Raw genomic sequence first — 16,168 nt, 5'->3', positions numbered from 1 at the left:
CTTACAGCTTCATCAGGCTGGCGTCGTCGACCGAGGCCGAGTGGCGGGAGCGGAACAGCGACACGATGATCGCGAGCCCGACCACGACTTCGGCGGCGGCGACGACCATCGTGAAGAAGGCGATGATCTGGCCGTCCAAGTTGCCGTGCAGCCGGGAGAAGGCGACGAACGCGAGGTTGCAGGCGTTCAGCATCAGCTCGATGCACATGAAGACGACGATGGCGTTGCGCCTGATCAGAACGCCGGTGGCGCCGATGGCGAACAGCAGCGCCGCCAGATACAGATAGTTGACCGGATTCACTTCGACGCCTCCTCGGTCTCCTCGGCGCGATCGCCGTCGCCGTTCCGGCCGGTGTCCGTCCGGTGCAGGTCCGGCCGCTCCAGGCGGTCCGTGGCGCGCTGCTCGAGGGCCCGCAGGTCGTCGAGCGCCTCACTGGAGACGTCCCGGATCTGGCCGCGCTCGCGCAGCGTCTTGTTGACCGTGAGCTCCGACGGCGTGCCGTCCGGGAGCAGGCCCGCGATGTCCACCGCGTTGTGCCGGGCGTACACACCCGGGGCCGGCAGCGGCGGCAGGTGCTTGCCCTCGCGCACGCGCTCCTCGGAGCGCTCGCGCTGGGTCTTGGCGCGCTCCGTGCGCTCGCGGTGGGTGAGGACCATCGCGCCGACCGTCGCGGTGATCAGCAGGGCACCGGTGATCTCGAAGGCGAAGACGTACTTCGTGAAGATGAGGGCCGCGAGGCCCTCCACGTTGCCGCCCTCGTTGGCCTTGGCCAGGCCGTTGAAGTCCTTCAGGGAGGCGTTGCCGATGCCCGCGAACAGCAGGATGGCGAAGCCGAGACCGCACACGGCGGCCAGCCAGCGCTGACCCTTGATGGTCTCCTTCAGGGAGTCGGCGGCGGTGACGCCGACGAGCATGACCACGAAGAGGAACAGCATCATGATCGCGCCCGTGTAGACCACGATCTGGACGATGCCCAGGAAATACGCGCCGTTGGCGAGGTAGAACACCGCCAGGACGATCATGGTTCCGGCCAGGCACAGCGCGCTGTGCACCGCTTTCTTCATGAGGATCGTGCACAGCGCGCCGATCACGGCGACCGTGCCGAGCACCCAGAACTGGAATGCCTCGCCCGTGGAGGTGGTGTAGGCCGCGAGGTCGGTCATGCCCCCACCCCCCGGTCCCCGGACGGCCGCTCCCCCGACGGGCCGCTCCCGGAGACGCCCCGGCCGGATCCGGCCTGCGCGGCGGCGGTGGGCTCGGGGCCGACGCCCTCGGGGACGGTCACCTCGGAGGCCGGCTTCTCGCCGCGGGAGACGGCGGCTTGCGGCACCGTGCCCGGCGCGGCCTGCGTGACCAGGCCGCGGTAGTAGTCGCCCTCGTCCATGCCGGGGTAGATCGCGTGCGGCGCGTCGACCATGCCCTCTTCGAGGCCGGCGAGGAGCTGCTCCTTGGTGTAGATGAGGTTCTCGCGGCTGCTGTCGGCCAGCTCGAATTCGTTCGTCATCGTCAACGCGCGCGTGGGGCACGCCTCGATGCACAGGCCGCACAGGATGCAGCGGGCGTAGTTGATCTGATAGACGCGGCCGTACCGCTCGCCCGGGGAGTAGCGCTCCTCCTCGGTGTTGTCCGCGCCCTCCACGTAGATGGCGTCCGCGGGACAGGCCCAGGCGCACAGCTCGCAGCCGACGCACTTCTCCAGGCCGTCCGGATGGCGGTTGAGCTGGTGCCGGCCGTGGAACCGGGGAGCGGTGGTCTTCTGCTGCTCCGGATACTGCTCGGTCAGCCGCTTCTTGAACATGGCCTTGAAGGTCACGCCGAAGCCCGCGACGGGGTTCTGGAACCCCTGGTTGGACTGATTCGACTGCTGCGGGTCGGCCGCCTGCTGCTCGGGCAGCTGCGAGTGCTCCGGCCGGTCCGGCATGTTCGACTGCTCAGCCATCGGACGCCTCCTTTCCGTCACTTTGAGTATCGGGCCCACCACTGACAATCAACTCCCGCTCGTGGCGCGGGCGTCGCCGCGGCACCGGCGGCAGGCTCTGTCCGGGCAGCGGCGGCACCGGGAATCCCCCGGCCATCGGGTCGAACGCATCGGATTCCGCGGGCGGTCCGGCCGCCGCCTCCTGCTTCTCGCGCTTGTCGCGGAAGATGTCCACGAGCACGGAGAGCAACAACAGGGCGAGCACTCCGCCGCCTACGTAGAGCGCGATCTCGCTGAAGTCATAGTCCTCGTTGCGCAGCGCCCGGACGGTGGCGACGAGCATCAGCCAGACCACCGAGACGGGGATGAGGACCTTCCAGCCCAGCTTCATCAGCTGGTCGTAACGGACGCGGGGCAGCGTGCCGCGCAGCCAGATGAAGAAGAACAACAGCAGCTGCACCTTGAGCACGAACCAGGCCATCGGCCACCAGCCGTGGTTCGCGCCCTCCCAGAAGGTGCTGATGGGCCACGGGGCCCGCCAGCCACCCAGGAAGAGGGTCACGGACACGGCCGAGACGGTGACCATGTTGACGTACTCGGCGAGCATGAACATCGCGAACTTGATCGACGAGTACTCGGTGTTGAAGCCGCCGACCAGGTCGCCCTCGGACTCCGGCATGTCGAACGGCGCGCGGTTGGTCTCACCGATCATCGTCACGATGTAGATCAGGAACGACACCGGAAGCAGCAGGACGTACCAGCGGCCCTCCTGCGCCTCGACGATCCGCGACGTCGACATCGACCCGGAGTACAGGAACACCGAGGCGAACGCGGCGCCCATCGCGATCTCGTACGAGATCATCTGCGCGCACGAGCGCAGGCCGCCGAGCAGCGGGTACGTGGAGCCGGAGCTCCAGCCCGCCAGGACGATGCCGTAGATGCCGACCGAGGCGACCGCGAGGATGTAAAGCATCGCGATGGGCAGGTCGGTGAGCTGCATCGTGGTGCGGTGGCCGAAGATCGAGACCTCGTTGCCCGCGGGCCCGAAGGGGATCACCGCGATCGCCATGAAGGCGGGGATGGCGGCGACGATCGGCGCGAGGACGTAGACCACCTTGTCCGCGCGCTTGACGATGAGGTCTTCCTTGAGCATCAGCTTGATGCCGTCCGCGAGGGACTGCAGCATGCCCCAGGGGCCGTGCCGGTTGGGGCCGATGCGCAGCTGCATCCAGGCGACGACCTTGCGCTCCCACACGATGGAGAACAGCACGGTGATCATCAGGAAGGCGAAGCAGAAGACGGCCTTGATGACGACGAGCCACCAGGGGTCGCGGCCGAACATCGACAGGTCTTCGGCCGCCAGGGGCACCGCTGTCTGCGCGGTGTGCACTGCCTGAAGCATCACGACGTCACCTCCGTGGCCCCGGCGGGCGCCGACAGGACGGCAGGGCCGATGCGGACGATTTCGCCGGGCCGGGCGCCGGTGTCCGAAGTGACGCCTCCCCCGGCCGAGTTCAGCGGCAGCCAGACCACGCGGTCGGGCATCCGCGTGACCAGCAGCGGCAGCGTGGTCACGCCCGCGGAGCCGGTGACGGCGAGCGCGTCTCCGTCCTTGACGCCCGCCTCGGCCGCGGTGGCCGCCGAGAGCCGGGCCACCGCCGGGTGCCGCGTCCCGGCGAGCGCGTCGTCGCCCTCCTGGAGACGGCCCTGGTCGAGCAGCAGCCGGTGGCCCGCGAGGACGGCTTCCCCGGCGGCGGGCCGGGGCGGCTGGACCGCCGTCTCCAAAGGCTCCGTCGCGTGCGGCCCGTCCCAGCCGCCGAGCCGGTCCAGCTCACGCCGGATGCTCAGCAGGTCGGGCAGGCCCAGCTGGACGTCGCCCGCGTCGGCCAGCATGTGCAGCACGCGCGCGTCGGACGGGGCGAGCCAGCGTGTCATGTGGTCCGGCTTGAGCGCCGCTTCGAAAAGCCGGGCCCTGCCTTCCCAGTTGAGGAAGGTGCCGGGCTTCTCGGCGACGGCGGCCACGGGAAGCACCACGTCGGCACGTTCCGTCACCTCGCTCGGCCGCAGCTCCAGCGAGACCAGGAAGCCGACCGCGTCGAGTGCCTCACGCGCGCGCGCCGGGTCGGGCAGGTCGGCGACCTCCACGCCCGCGACGAGCAGGGCGCCCAGCTCGCCGGTGGCGGCGGCCTCGACGATCTGGCCGGTGTCGCGGCCGTAGCGGTGCGGGAGTTCGGCGACGCCCCAGACACCGGCGACCTCGACCCGCGCGCGCGGGTCGGTGGCCGGACGGCCGCCCGGAAGAAGCGACGGCACCGCGCCGGCCTCGACGGCACCGCGCTCGCCCGCGCGACGCGGGATCCACACCAGCTGGGCGCCGGTCGCAGAGGCGGCCCGTACGGCGGCGGTGAGGGCGCCCGGTACGGCCGCGAGCCGCTCCCCGACGACGATGACGGCACCTTCGGCGCGCAGCGCATCTGCGGCCCGCGTGCCGTCCTCGTCCAGGCCGACGCCGGCCGCGAGCGCGTCCAGCCACTCGGTCTCGGTGCCGGGCGCGGCGGGCAGCAGCGTGCCGCCGGCCTTCGCCAGACCGCGGGTCGCGTACGTGGCGAGCGAGAAGCTGCGCTGCCCGTGCTTGCGCCATGCCTTGCGCAGCCGCAGGAAGACGCCGGGCGCCTCCTCCTCGGACTCCAGGCCGACGAGCAGGACGGCGGGCGCCTTCTCCAGGGCGGTGTACGTCACTCCGCCGCCGTCGAGGTCACGGCCGCGCCCGGCGACGCGTGCCGCGAGGAAGTCGGCCTCCTCGCTGGAGTGCACCCGCGCGCGGAAGTCGATGTCGTTCGTGTCGAGTACCACGCGCGCGTACTTGCTGTACGCGTAGGCGTCCTCCACGGTGAGCCGCCCGCCGGTCAGCACCCCGGCACGCCCGCGCGCGGCCGCGAGCCCCTTGGCGGCAGCCTCCAACGCCTCGGGCCAGGACGCCGGTTCGAGCTCTCCGGAGTCGGCGTCGCGCACCAGGGGCGTGGTCAGGCGGTCCGGCTTCTGCGCGTAGCGGAAGCCGAAGCGCCCCTTGTCGCAGATCCACTCCTCGTTGACCTCGGGGTCGTCCTGCGCGAGCCGCCGCATGACCTTGCCGCGCCGGTGGTCCGTACGCGTCGCGCAGCCGCCCGCGCAGTGCTCGCACACCGAAGGCGACGACACCAGGTCGAAGGGGCGCGACCGGAAGCGGTAGGCGGCCGACGTGAGCGCGCCCACCGGGCAGATCTGGATGGTGTTCCCGGAGAAGTACGACTCGAAGGGGTCGCCCTCGCCCGTGCCCACCTGCTGGAGGGCCCCGCGCTCCAGGAGTTCGATCATCGGGTCGCCCGCGATCTGGTTGGAGAAGCGGGTGCAGCGCGCGCACAGCACGCACCGCTCGCGGTCGAGCAGGACCTGCGTGGAGATCGGCACGGGCTTCTCGAACGTGCGCTTCTTGCCCTCGAAGCGGGTGTCCGGGTCACCGACCTGCATGGCCTGATTCTGCAGCGGGCACTCGCCACCCTTGTCGCAGACCGGGCAGTCCAGCGGATGGTTGATGAGCAGCAGCTCCATCACACCGCGCTGCGCCTTCTCCGCCACCGGGGACGTCAGTTGCGACTTCACCACCATGCCGTCGGTGCACGTGATGGTGCAGGAGGCCATCGGCTTGCGCTGGCCCTCCACCTCGACGATGCACTGGCGGCAGGCGCCGGCCGGGTCGAGCAGCGGGTGGTCGCAGAAGCGCGGGATCTCGATGCCGAGGAGTTCGGCGGCGCGGATCACCAGCGTGCCCTTGGGGACGCTGATCTCGATGCCGTCGATCGTGAGCGAGACCAGGTCCTCCGGCGGAACGGCCGGCTCTCCGCCCCCGGAGGGAGCGCTATTGGTGGTCACTGTCATGCGTTCACCTCCGTGTGCGTGTCGGACCGGCCGCTCCGGTCGGCCCAGAGCGTCGACTTGGCGGGGTCGAAGGGGCAGCCCCTGCCGGTGATGTGCTGCTCGTACTCCTCGCGGAAGTACTTGAGTGAGGAGAAGATCGGCGAGGCGGCGCCGTCGCCGAGGGCGCAGAAGGACTTGCCGTTGATGTTGTCGGCGATGTCGTTCAGCTTGTCGAGGTCGGACATGACGCCCTTGCCGGCCTCGATGTCGCGCAGCAACTGCACGAGCCAGTACGTCCCTTCGCGGCAGGGCGTGCACTTGCCGCAGGACTCGTGGGCGTAGAACTCGGTCCAGCGCGTCACGGCCCGCACCACGCAGGTCGTCTCGTCGAAGCACTGCAGGGCCTTGGTGCCGAGCATGGATCCGGCGGCGCCCACGCCCTCGTAGTCGAGCGGCACGTCGAGGTGCTCGTCGGTGAACATCGGCGTCGAAGAGCCGCCGGGCGTCCAGAACTTGAGGCGGTGGCCGGGCCGCATGCCACCGCTCATGTCGAGGAGCTGGCGCAGCGTGATGCCGAGCGGCGCCTCGTACTGGCCGGGCGAGGCGACGTGCCCGCTGAGCGAATAGAGCGTGAAGCCGGGCGACTTCTCGCTGCCCATCGATTTGAACCAGTCTTTCCCGCGATGCAGGATCGCGGGAACCGACGCGATGGACTCGACGTTGTTGACAACAGTGGGGCACGCGTAGAGGCCCGCGACCGCGGGGAAAGGGGGACGGAGTCGCGGCTGGCCACGGCGGCCTTCCAGCGAGTCGAGCAGCGCGGTCTCCTCACCGCAGATGTACGCGCCCGCGCCCGCGTGCACGGTGAGTTCGAGGTCGAGTCCGCTGCCCAGCACGTTCGTGCCGAGATAGCCCGCCGCGTATGCCTCACGCACGGCTTCGTGCAGCCGCCGCAGCACGGGGACGACTTCACCACGCAGATAGATGAACGCATGCGAAGACCGGATCGCGTAACAGGCGATCACGATGCCCTCGATGAGGCTGTGCGGGTTCGCGAAGAGGAGCGGGATGTCCTTGCAGGTCCCGGGCTCCGACTCGTCGGCGTTGACAACTAGATAGTGCGGTTTGCCGTCGCCCTGCGGAATGAACTGCCACTTCATTCCCGTGGGGAAGCCCGCGCCGCCGCGGCCGCGCAGGCCGGAGTCCTTCACGTAGGCGATCAGGTCGTCCGGCGCCATGGCGAGAGCCTTGCGCAGTCCCTCGTAGCCGTCGTGGCGGCGGTAGGTGTCCAGCGTCCAGGACTTGTCCTCGTCCCAGAAGGCCGAAAGCACCGGCGCGAGCAGCTTCTCCGGGCTGGTCTCGTTGTCGATCTCGGCGGCCAACGTCATCACTCCCCCTCCTCGGCGGTCGGTCCGGCCGGGTGGGCCGGGTCGGAGGCCGAGGTCTTCTGCGGCGCGTCGTGCGAGCTGAGGTGCTCGGTGGGAGACGGCTCGTGCGGCTGGGTGCCCTCCGGTCCGCCCGTACGCGGGTGGACCACGCGCGCGGGGGGTGCCTCGCCCTTGGCCAGGCGCAGTCCGATCAGTGAGGCGGGGCCCGCGCCGCCGCTCGCCTCGACGGCGCCCGCGCGCTCGTCGGGGAAGCCCGCCAGGATCCGCGCCGTCTCCTTGAAGGTGCACAGCGGGGCGCCGCGGGTCGGTTCGACCTGGGCGCCGGAGCGCAGGTCGTCGACGAGGCGCTTGGCGCTGCCCGGGGTCTGGTTGTCGAAGAACTCCCAGTTGACCATCACCACGGGCGCGAAGTCGCAGGCGGCGTTGCACTCGATGTGCTCCAGCGTCACCTTGCCGTCGTCGGTGGTCTCGCCGTTGCCGACGCCCAGGTGCTCCTGGAGGGCCTCGAAGATGGCGTCGCCGCCCATGACCGCGCAGAGCGTGTTGGTGCAGACGCCGACCTGGTAGTCACCGGACGGCTTGCGGCGGTACATGGAGTAGAAGGTCGCGACCGCCGTCACCTCCGCAGTGGTCAGGTCCAGCGTGTCCGCGCAGAACTGCATGCCGGTGCGCGTCACGTGTCCCTCCTCCGCCTGCACCAGGTGCAGCAGCGGCAGGAGTGCCGAGCGGGAGTCGGGGTAGCGGGCGACGATCTCGCGCGCGTCGGCGTCGAGGCGGGCGCGGACGTCGTCCGGGTAGTCCGGCGGGGGCAGTTGGGGCATGCCCAGGCTGACGCCCTCGGGGGAACTGGTGGTCACCGGTCGACGCCTCCCATCACGGGGTCGATGGACGCGACGGCGACGATGACGTCGGCGACCTGGCCGCCCTCGCACATCGCCGCCATGGCCTGCAGATTGGTGAAGGACGGGTCCCGGAAGTGGACCCGGTAGGGGCGGGTGCCGCCGTCGGAGACGACGTGCACGCCGAGTTCGCCCTTGGGCGACTCCACGGCGGCGTAGGCCTGGCCGGGCGGGACCCGGAAGCCCTCCGTCACCAGCTTGAAGTGGTGGATCAGGGCCTCCATGGAGGTGCCCATGATCTTCTTGATGTGGTCGAGCGAGTTGCCGAGGCCGTCCGGGCCGAGGGCCAGTTGGGCGGGCCAGGCGATCTTCTTGTCGGCGACCATGACGGGGCCGGGCTCGAGCCGGTCCAGGCACTGCTCGACGATGCGCAGCGACTGCCGCATCTCCTCCAGGCGGATCAGGAAGCGCCCGTAGGAGTCGCAGGTGTCGGCGGTGGGGACGTCGAAGTCGTACGTCTCGTAGCCGCAGTAGGGCTGGGCCTTGCGCAGGTCGTGCGGGAGGCCGGCCGAGCGCAGGACCGGGCCGGTGGCGCCGAGGGCCATGCAGCCGGCCAGGTCGAGGTAGCCGACGTCCTGCATGCGGGCCTTGAAGATGGGGTTTCCGGTGGCGAGCTTGTCGTACTCCGGAAGGTTCTTGTGCATCTTCTTCACGAACTCGCGGATCTGGTCCACCGCGCCGGGCGGCAGGTCCTGGGCGAGTCCGCCGGGCCGGATGTACGCGTGGTTCATGCGCAGGCCGGTGATCAGCTCGTAGATGTCGAGAATGAGTTCACGATCACGGAAGCCGTAGATCATGATCGTCGTCGCGCCGAGTTCCATGCCGCCGGTGGCGATGCACACCAGGTGCGAGGACATCCGGTTCAGCTCCATCAGGAGCACCCGCAGGACGGTCGCGCGGTCGGGGATCTGGTCCTCGATGCCGAGCAGCTTCTCGACGCCCAGGCAGTAGGCCGTCTCGTTGTAGAAGGACGTCAGGTAGTCCATGCGTGTGACGAACGTGGTGCCCTGGGTCCAGGTGCGGTATTCGAGGTTCTTCTCGATGCCCGTGTGCAGATAGCCGATGCCGCAGCGGGCCTCGGACACCGTCTCGCCCTCGATCTCCAGGATGAGCCGGAGCACGCCGTGCGTGGAGGGGTGCTGGGGGCCCATGTTGACGACGATGCGCTCGTCGTCGGCCCTCGCCGCGGACTGGACGACTTCGTCCCAGTCGCCGCCGGTGACCGTGTAGACGGTGCCTTCCGTCGTGGCGCGGGGAGTCGCGTGGGGCGTTGAGTGGGGAGCGGTCACGAGTACGACCTCCGCTGGTCCGGAGCCGGGATCTGGGCGCCCTTGTATTCGACGGGGATGCCGCCGAGGGGGTAGTCCTTGCGCTGCGGGAAGCCCTGCCAGTCGTCCGGCATCATGATCCGCGTGAGGGCCGGATGGCCGTCGAAGATCAGGCCGAAGAAGTCGTACGTCTCGCGCTCGTGCCAGTCGTTGGTCGGATAGACCGCGACCAGCGAGGGGACGTGCGGATCGGCGTCCGGGGCGCTGACTTCGAGGCGGATCAGGCGGTTGTGGGTGATCGAGCGCAGGTGGTAGACGGCGTGCAGCTCGCGGCCCTTGTCGCCGAGGAAGTGCACTCCGGAGACGCCGGTGCACAGCTCGAAGCGCAGCGCCGGGTCGTCGCGCAGGGTGCGGGCCACCCGGACGAGGTGCTCGCGCGCGATGTGGAAGGTGAGCTCGTCGCGGTCGACGACGGTCTTCTCGATGGCGTTCTCGGGGACGAGTCCCTGTTCCTCCAGGGCGCCTTCGAGTTCGTCGGCGACTTCGTCGAACCAGCCGCCGTAGGGGCGCGAGGTGGCGCCGGGCAGCGTGATGGTGCGGACGAGGCCGCCGTACCCGGAGGTGTCGCCGCCGTTCTCGGCGCCGAACATGCCCCTGCGTACGCCGATGACCTCCGGTGAGGCGTCGCGCGGGGCCGGGACGCCGTTGCCGTTCAGGGGCTCGCCGCCGGGCGTGCCCTCGCCGTTCGGGTGCTTCTCGCTCACCGCAGCAGCCCCTTCATCTCAATGGTGGGGAGTGCCTTGAGGGCCGCCTCCTCCGCCTCGCGGGCCGCTTCCTCGGCGTTCACGCCGAGCTTGGAGGTCTGGATCTTCTGGTGCAGCTTGAGAATGGCGTCCATCAACATCTCGGGCCGGGGCGGGCAGCCGGGCAAATAGATATCCACCGGGACGACATGGTCGACGCCCTGCACAATCGCGTAATTGTTGAACATTCCGCCCGAGGATGCGCAGACCCCCATGGAGATGACCCATTTGGGGTTCGGCATCTGGTCGTAGACCTGGCGCAGGACGGGCGCCATCTTCTGGCTCACCCGCCCGGCCACGATCATCAGGTCCGCCTGGCGCGGTGAGCCGCGGAAGACCTCCATGCCGAAGCGCGCCAGGTCGTACCGCCCGGCGCCGGTCGTCATCATCTCGATGGCGCAGCACGCGAGCCCGAACGTGGCGGGAAAGACGGATGACTTGCGCACCCACCCTGCGGCCTGCTCGACGGTGGTCAGCAGGAATCCGCTCGGCAGTTTCTCTTCGAGTCCCATGCTCAGTGGCTCCTCAGTCCCATTCCAGGCCGCCGCGCCGCCATACGTACGCGTAGGCGACGAAGACGGTGAGCACGAAGAGCAGCATCTCCACGAGCCCGAAAATCCCCAGGGCGTCGAAGGTGACGGCCCAGGGGTAGAGAAAGACGATCTCGATGTCGAAGACGATGAAGAGCATCGCCGTCAGGTAGTACTTGATGGGGAAGCGCCCGCCGCCGGCCGGCGTGGGGGTCGGCTCGATCCCGCATTCATAGGCTTCGAGCTTCGCGCGGTTGTACCGCTTTGGACCGATAAGCGTGGCCATGACCACGGAGAAGATCGCAAAGCCTGCCCCGAGGGCTCCCAGTACGAGGATGGGCGCATAGGCGTTCACCGCTCCTCGCTCCTCTCAGTCGGCACTGACTGCTGGCGGTTGCGTCGGGCTCGCGAAGATCGCTTACATGTGAAGCAGGTCACAAGCCCAACTGCCCCGCATCTTATGCCTGCCGGTCTGTGATCTGCGACACGGGGTGCGACAACGGCTTTGTGATCTCCACCACCTGACGAAGGATCATGAAGTCGGATGAGCGGTGATCTTCGTACGCGAAGCGCCTGAGTGATCACCAGAGGTGACATCTCGGCGCGTCACCCCTGGTCGGGGCGGGGTTGCACTATCAAGGGATGGTCGCTACAGGCAAATTGGCGCTGGACATGATCACTTGATAGAGGAGCGCGTTCACACTTTGGCGGCAGAGATGTGGACGTGGGTGGACGTGTGCACCGATTCACGAGTCGACCGGCGGAATCCACCGGAAGATCTCGGTCGGGTCTCGGCCAGGTCTCGGCGAGGTGCAACGGACCCCCCGAGGTGACCTGCGCCACACCCGAACTGGTGGGCAAACAACCGGGCTTGGCCAACCGGCTCACCTGGTGGTAGTCCACGGGCAATTCGGGCGTAACACAGAAAACCCATGATCACAGGCGTGATCACGACTGTCCGCATTGCCCGTTACGGCGTCAATAAGAAGCGACACGCCCGGGATTCAGCAGCTCACCGGGCAACTGTGGCGCAGCACACGTTTCTTGAAGGGAACCGTGTGTCCCTGATAGCGGTTGTTCTCATGTCCCACACCGCTCACATACCCAGCCACCGGAAGCCCCGCCGCAGCGCGTCGAAGATGGCTCTGCGCGCCGGAGTTGCCGGTGGCGTCCTCAGCACCCTGGCAGTGGCCGGCGCCGCTGGTACGGCGAACGCCGCCGAGCCGGTGACCGAGACCATCGAACTGCCCACCCTGACGGCTGATCTGTCCGCGCAGATCGCCCAGTCGGCGGACGCCACCGCGCAGACCGCCGACAGCTACGAGGCCCGCGCCCAGCAGGACGCCGCGGCCGTGAAGGCCGCCAAGCAGGCCGCTCAGGACCAGGCCGAGGCCAAGAAGAAGGCGGAGGCCAAGAAGAAGGCCGAGGCCGAGGCCAAGCGCAAGGCCGCGCAGGAGCGCGCCGCGCGCGACTCCGAGCGCACCCGCCTCAGCACGGCCTCCGCGCCCTCCACCGGCGGCGGCTCGTCCTCGGGTTCCTCCTCCGAAGCCTCCACGCCCTCCGCGCCCGCCAGCGGCAGCGTCGCGACGGTCATCAGCTTCCTCAAGGCGCAGCTCGGCGACGCGTACGTCATGGGCGCCTCGGGCCCCAACGCGTGGGACTGCTCCAGCCTCGTCCAGGCCGCGTTCAAGCAGGCGGGCGTGGACCTGCCGCGCGTCTCGCAGAGCCAGTCGACCGTCGGCACCGAGGTCGGCACCTCCAACCTGCAGGTCGGCGACATCCTGTACTGGGGCGGCAAGGGCTCCGCGTACCACGTCGGCGTGTACATCGGCGGCGGCCAGTACCTCGACGCCGCGAACCCCAGCAAGGGCGTCGTCATCCAGGACCTCTCCGGTTACCCGGCCTCGGGTGCTGTGCGCGTCCTCTGACGGCTTCCCGTACGTCCTCCACGTACACACGAAGGGCCGGAACCCCCCAGCGGGGTTCCGGCCCTTCGACGTGCGGCCCAGGGGCCAGGTCAGGCCTTCGGGGCCACCTTGCTCAGGCCGTTGATGATGCGGTCCATCGCGTCGCCGCCCCGCGGGTCCGTGAGGTTCGCCAGCATCTTCAGGGTGAACTTCATCAGCATCGGGTGGGTGAGGCCCCGCTGGGTGGCGATCTTCATGACCTTCGGGTTGCCGATGAGCTTCACGAAGGCGCGGCCGAGCGTGTAGTAGCCGCCGTAGACCTCCTTGAGCGTCTTCGGGTAGTCGTGGAGGGCCAGTTCGCGCTGGGCGGGCGTGGCGCGGGCGTGTGCCTGCACGATGACGTCGGCCGCGATCTGGCCGGACTCCATGGCGTACGCGATGCCCTCGCCGTTGAACGGGTTGACCAGGCCGCCCGCGTCACCGACGAGCAGCAGCCCGCGGGTGTAGTGCGGCTGGCGGTTGAAGGCCATCGGCAGGGCGGCGCCGCGGATGGGCATGGTCATGTTCTCGGGCGTGTAGCCCCAGTCCTCGGGCATCGAGGCGCACCACGCCTTGAGGATCTCGCGCCAGTCGAGCTCCTTGAAGGCGGCGGACGTGTTCAGGACGCCCAGGCCGACATTCGACGTGCCGTCGCCCATGCCGAAGATCCAGCCGTAGCCGGGGAGGAGACGGTCCTCGGCGCCGCGCCGGTCCCACAGTTCCAGCCAGGACTCCAGGTAGTCGTCGTCGTGGCGCGGCGACGTGAAGTACGTACGCACCGCGACGCCCATCGGGCGGTCCTCGCGGCGGTGCAGGCCCATCGCGAGCGAGAGCCGCGTGGAGTTGCCGTCCGCGGCCACGACCAGCGGCGCGTGGAAGGTCACCGGCGTCTTGTCCTCGCCGAGCTTGGCGTGCACGCCGGTGATGCGGCCGGTGCGGTCGTCGATGATCGGGGCGCCCACGTTGCAGCGCTCGTGCAGCCGCGCGCCCGCCTTCTGCGCCTGCCGGGCGAGCTGTTCGTCGAAGTCGTCGCGCTTCCGTACGAGTCCGTAGTCGGGGTAAGAGGCGAGTTCCGGCCAATCCAGTTGCAGCCGGGAGCCGCCTCCGATGATGCGGAGGCCCTTGTTCCGCAGCCAGCCCGCCTCTTCGGAGATGTCGATTCCCATCGACACGAGCTGCTTGGTGGCGCGGGGCGTGAGGCCGTCGCCGCAGACCTTCTCCCGTGGGAAGGCGGTCTTTTCGAGGAGGAGTACGTCGAGTCCCGCCTTCGCCAGGTAGTACGCGGTGGTCGAACCGGCTGGCCCGGCCCCGACGACGATGACGTCAGCGGTGTGTTCGGAGAGGGGCTCGGTCACGGCGGGTTCTCCCCAAGGCTCGAAATCTGTGTGCCGACGGGCACGGGATATGGGCAGTCTATGAGGCGGTACCGATCAACCAGGCGAAGGGCCACTTGTGAGCGATGTGAGCGACGTGAGCGACGTAAGCCCCGTGAACGAAGCGGGCGCCGTGAGTGACGCGGGCGCCGCGAACGGCACGGGCGCCGTGGGCGTCGCGGGCCCGGCCGTCCGGCTGCGCGTCCCGACCGACGAGGACGCCTTCGTCTGGCACCGTCTTTTCGACGACCCGGAGGTCATGGAGTTCGTCGGCGGCTGGAGCGGGGAGCGTTCGACGTACGAGGAGCTGACCGCGCGACAGCGCAGACACGACGCCGAACTCGGCTTCTGCCTGTGGACCCTGCTCGACCCCGAGGGCGAACCGGTGGGCTTCGCGGGCGCCATGCCGTGGCCCCGGGAGTGGGGGCCGACGGGCGAGATCGAGATCGGCTGGCGCCTCGCGCGCGCGGCATGGGGGCGCGGGTACGCGACCGCGGCGGCGCGGGCGACGCTGGAGCGGGTGCGGGCGGCGGGCGTGCGGTCGGTGGTCGCGATGATCGACATACGCAACGAACGGTCGATGGCGGTCGCGCGGCGCCTCGGGATGGAGCGCGCGGAGACGTTCACCTCGCCCAGCACGGGCGTGACGGCGTACTGCTACCGGCTCACGCTGTAGCGGGCGCCCGGGGGCGTGGCCGTTCGGGGTTGTGGTCGCCCGTGGCGCGGCTACCCTGCCTCATACCGCTGGGGGCCTCATACCGCTGGGGGGTGACGCCTGTGCCGAAGACACCCGGGCCCGCCGGGGCGCCGGACGTGCGCGTACCGCGCTTCGTCGGCCTGATGGCGATGGACGCGCGCGAGACGGCCGCCCGGCACGGCGTCCGGCTCACGGCGCCCGACCGGCCCGACTTCCACGACCTGGTCCTCGACTACGTCGTACGCCAATACCCCCCGCCGGACGCCGAGATCCCGCGCGGCGCCGTCGTGACCGTGTGGTTCGACGCGGGCCCGCAGGAGGGCGGGGGCGGCGCGGGCGTGCGTGAGCCGCGGTGCCCGGCGCCTCCCGGCGGCGGGCTCCGGCGGGAGCTGGACGAACCGGGGCAGCCGGAGGTGGGGGTCGTCGGCGGGACGTGACGGAGGCGGCGCGCGCCTGGGGCGTGCGCCGCCTCGAAGTGCCGTACGCCGAAGCGCCGGCCGGTGCCCCGGGCGCTAGCCGGTGAGGTGCCAGGTGTCGAGCGCCGTCTGATGCGTCTTCGCGCCGTGCCCGGCCGGCCAGAAGTCCTCGCGCCAGGAGAGCTGGAGCGCGTACTCCGTGCCGTTGTCGGCGATGTAGCTGTGGTTGATCGCGTGGATGGTGCGGTCCGCGCGGTCCTTGTACGTGTACTCCCAGACCGCGGCCGGGCGCGCCTGGAAGGTGGTGTCCTCCAGGCGGAGGCGCCGGTAGTCCGACTTGTCCGGGTCCTTCTTGGCGTGCACCTCCATGTTCTTGAGGTTTCCGTACGAGGTGTAGCCGGCGTTGTCGATGACGCCGATCTGGAAGTTCTCCGGCCCCGTCAGGCCCGCGTACGTGATCTGCGTCGGGTTGTCGCCGCGCTCCCGGGTCCAGCCGTCGGGGACCGCGAAGGAGAAGCCCATCGTGTCGGTCACGCGCTTCGAACCGGCGGGCACGGGGGCGTCGTCGGTGCTGTCGGTGGCACTGTCGTCCGTGCCTCCGTCCGTGCCCCCGTCCGTGCCACCGTCCGCGTCGCCGGTGTCCGTCGGCGAGCCGGGCGGCGTGGGCGCGACCCCTTCCGTCGGGACGTCCGAAGACGGCTCCTGGGGCGGCTCCTCGGTACGGCTGACGGCCGGCCGGTCGTCCTTGCCCTTGGCGTCCGACTTGTCGTCGCCGTTGTCCTGCCAGAGCAGGATGCCCGCCGCGGCACCGCCGCCGACGACGAGGGCTCCGGCGAGCGTGGCCACCCAGACGCCCGCGCGACCGCGCGGCCCCCGTGAAGCGGGCCCCGGGGTTCCGGGGTGGCCGAGTTGGAAGGCGTGGGGGTCGTACGGGGCGGGGCCGTGGGGTGGCGTGCCGTGGGGCGGGGCGCCGTAGGACGCCGGGGGTCCCGGCGCCGGGGCCGGGGCCGGGGCTGAGGCCGCCGGGCCGCCGTG

The 16,168-nt window shown here is 70.0% G+C and carries 15 protein-coding genes and 1 pseudogene; 3 read left to right on the top strand and 13 right to left on the bottom strand.

The features are described 5' to 3' along the window. Position 1: 1 nt before the first annotated feature. From nuoK to STRAU_RS10020, 11 genes are read right to left on the bottom strand one after another with little or no spacing between them, the layout of a single operon-like run. Entirely contained in the window at positions 2-301 is a 300-nt protein-coding gene (gene nuoK / locus STRAU_RS10070) for an NADH-quinone oxidoreductase subunit NuoK (protein WP_016640174.1), read from the bottom strand. Further along, positions 298-1,164 carry an NADH-quinone oxidoreductase subunit J gene (locus tag STRAU_RS10065; protein WP_016640173.1) on the bottom strand — a complete coding sequence of 289 codons (867 nt, stop codon included), beginning with the start codon at positions 1,162-1,164 and terminating at the stop codon, positions 298-300. The genes nuoK and STRAU_RS10065 overlap by 4 nt, the downstream gene beginning before the upstream one ends. Then, on the bottom strand, positions 1,161-1,940 hold the full coding sequence (nuoI, locus tag STRAU_RS10060) for an NADH-quinone oxidoreductase subunit NuoI (RefSeq protein WP_397892060.1): 780 nt from the start codon (positions 1,938-1,940) through the stop codon (positions 1,161-1,163). The genes STRAU_RS10065 and nuoI overlap by 4 nt, the downstream gene beginning before the upstream one ends. Next, on the bottom strand, positions 1,933-3,321 hold the full coding sequence (nuoH, locus tag STRAU_RS10055; protein WP_016640171.1) for an NADH-quinone oxidoreductase subunit NuoH: 1,389 nt from the start codon (positions 3,319-3,321) through the stop codon (positions 1,933-1,935). Before nuoH ends, nuoI begins: the two co-directional genes overlap by 8 nt. Next, positions 3,321-5,834 (bottom strand): NADH-quinone oxidoreductase subunit G, encoded by a 2,514-nt coding sequence (locus STRAU_RS10050; protein ID WP_037658500.1) that lies wholly within the window; start codon positions 5,832-5,834, stop codon positions 3,321-3,323. The genes nuoH and STRAU_RS10050 overlap by 1 nt, the downstream gene beginning before the upstream one ends. Next, positions 5,831-7,201 carry an NADH-quinone oxidoreductase subunit NuoF gene (gene nuoF, locus STRAU_RS10045; RefSeq protein ID WP_037658498.1) on the bottom strand — a complete coding sequence of 457 codons (1,371 nt, stop codon included), beginning with the start codon at positions 7,199-7,201 and terminating at the stop codon, positions 5,831-5,833. Before nuoF ends, STRAU_RS10050 begins: the two co-directional genes overlap by 4 nt. Next, the gene (gene nuoE, locus STRAU_RS10040; RefSeq protein ID WP_016640168.1) at positions 7,201-8,058 is read right to left on the bottom strand and encodes an NADH-quinone oxidoreductase subunit NuoE; all 858 of its coding nucleotides are present in this window, start codon (positions 8,056-8,058) and stop codon (positions 7,201-7,203) included. The genes nuoF and nuoE overlap by 1 nt, the downstream gene beginning before the upstream one ends. Next, complete coding sequence (locus tag STRAU_RS10035; protein WP_016640167.1) at positions 8,055-9,389, bottom strand: NADH-quinone oxidoreductase subunit D; 1,335 nt, start codon at positions 9,387-9,389, stop codon at positions 8,055-8,057. The genes nuoE and STRAU_RS10035 overlap by 4 nt, the downstream gene beginning before the upstream one ends. Beyond that, complete coding sequence (locus STRAU_RS10030; RefSeq protein WP_016640166.1) at positions 9,386-10,132, bottom strand: NADH-quinone oxidoreductase subunit C; 747 nt, start codon at positions 10,130-10,132, stop codon at positions 9,386-9,388. Before STRAU_RS10030 ends, STRAU_RS10035 begins: the two co-directional genes overlap by 4 nt. Then, entirely contained in the window at positions 10,129-10,683 is a 555-nt protein-coding gene (locus STRAU_RS10025) for a NuoB/complex I 20 kDa subunit family protein (protein ID WP_016640165.1), read from the bottom strand. The genes STRAU_RS10030 and STRAU_RS10025 overlap by 4 nt, the downstream gene beginning before the upstream one ends. Positions 10,684-10,696: 13 nt before the next feature. Beyond that, positions 10,697-11,056, bottom strand: a complete 360-nt coding sequence (locus STRAU_RS10020; protein WP_003992243.1) for an NADH-quinone oxidoreductase subunit A — start codon at positions 11,054-11,056, stop codon at positions 10,697-10,699. 727 nt (positions 11,057-11,783) lie between these two features. Between STRAU_RS10020 and STRAU_RS10015 the strand changes: the two genes are divergently transcribed. Continuing rightward, on the top strand, positions 11,784-12,629 hold the full coding sequence (locus STRAU_RS10015) for a C40 family peptidase (RefSeq protein ID WP_078621113.1): 846 nt from the start codon (positions 11,784-11,786) through the stop codon (positions 12,627-12,629). Between the two features lie 89 nt (positions 12,630-12,718). On the opposite strand, the gene STRAU_RS10010 is transcribed toward STRAU_RS10015, so the two are convergent. Then, positions 12,719-14,002 (bottom strand): geranylgeranyl reductase family protein, encoded by a 1,284-nt coding sequence (locus STRAU_RS10010; protein WP_016640161.1) that lies wholly within the window; start codon positions 14,000-14,002, stop codon positions 12,719-12,721. A 187-nt stretch (positions 14,003-14,189) separates the two neighbouring features. On the opposite strand from STRAU_RS10010, the gene STRAU_RS10005 reads away from it, so the two are divergent. After that, positions 14,190-14,696, top strand: a complete 507-nt coding sequence (locus STRAU_RS10005; protein ID WP_037658529.1) for a GNAT family N-acetyltransferase — start codon at positions 14,190-14,192, stop codon at positions 14,694-14,696. 101 nt (positions 14,697-14,797) lie between these two features. After that, positions 14,798-15,154, top strand: coding sequence for a PASTA domain-containing protein (locus tag STRAU_RS10000; protein ID WP_016640159.1), 357 nt, complete (start codon positions 14,798-14,800; stop codon positions 15,152-15,154). Positions 15,155-15,229: 75 nt separating this feature from the next. On the opposite strand, the pseudogene STRAU_RS09995 reads toward STRAU_RS10000, so the two are convergent. After that, a pseudogene (locus STRAU_RS09995) lies at positions 15,230-16,168 on the bottom strand (hypothetical protein); the annotation flags it as partial.

Source organism: Streptomyces aurantiacus JA 4570, from assembly GCF_000414115.1.
Lineage (GTDB): Bacteria > Actinomycetota > Actinomycetes > Streptomycetales > Streptomycetaceae > Streptomyces > Streptomyces aurantiacus_A.
Note: the sequence above shows the minus strand (reverse complement) of the source record. Positions and strands in the feature narration are given on the sequence as shown.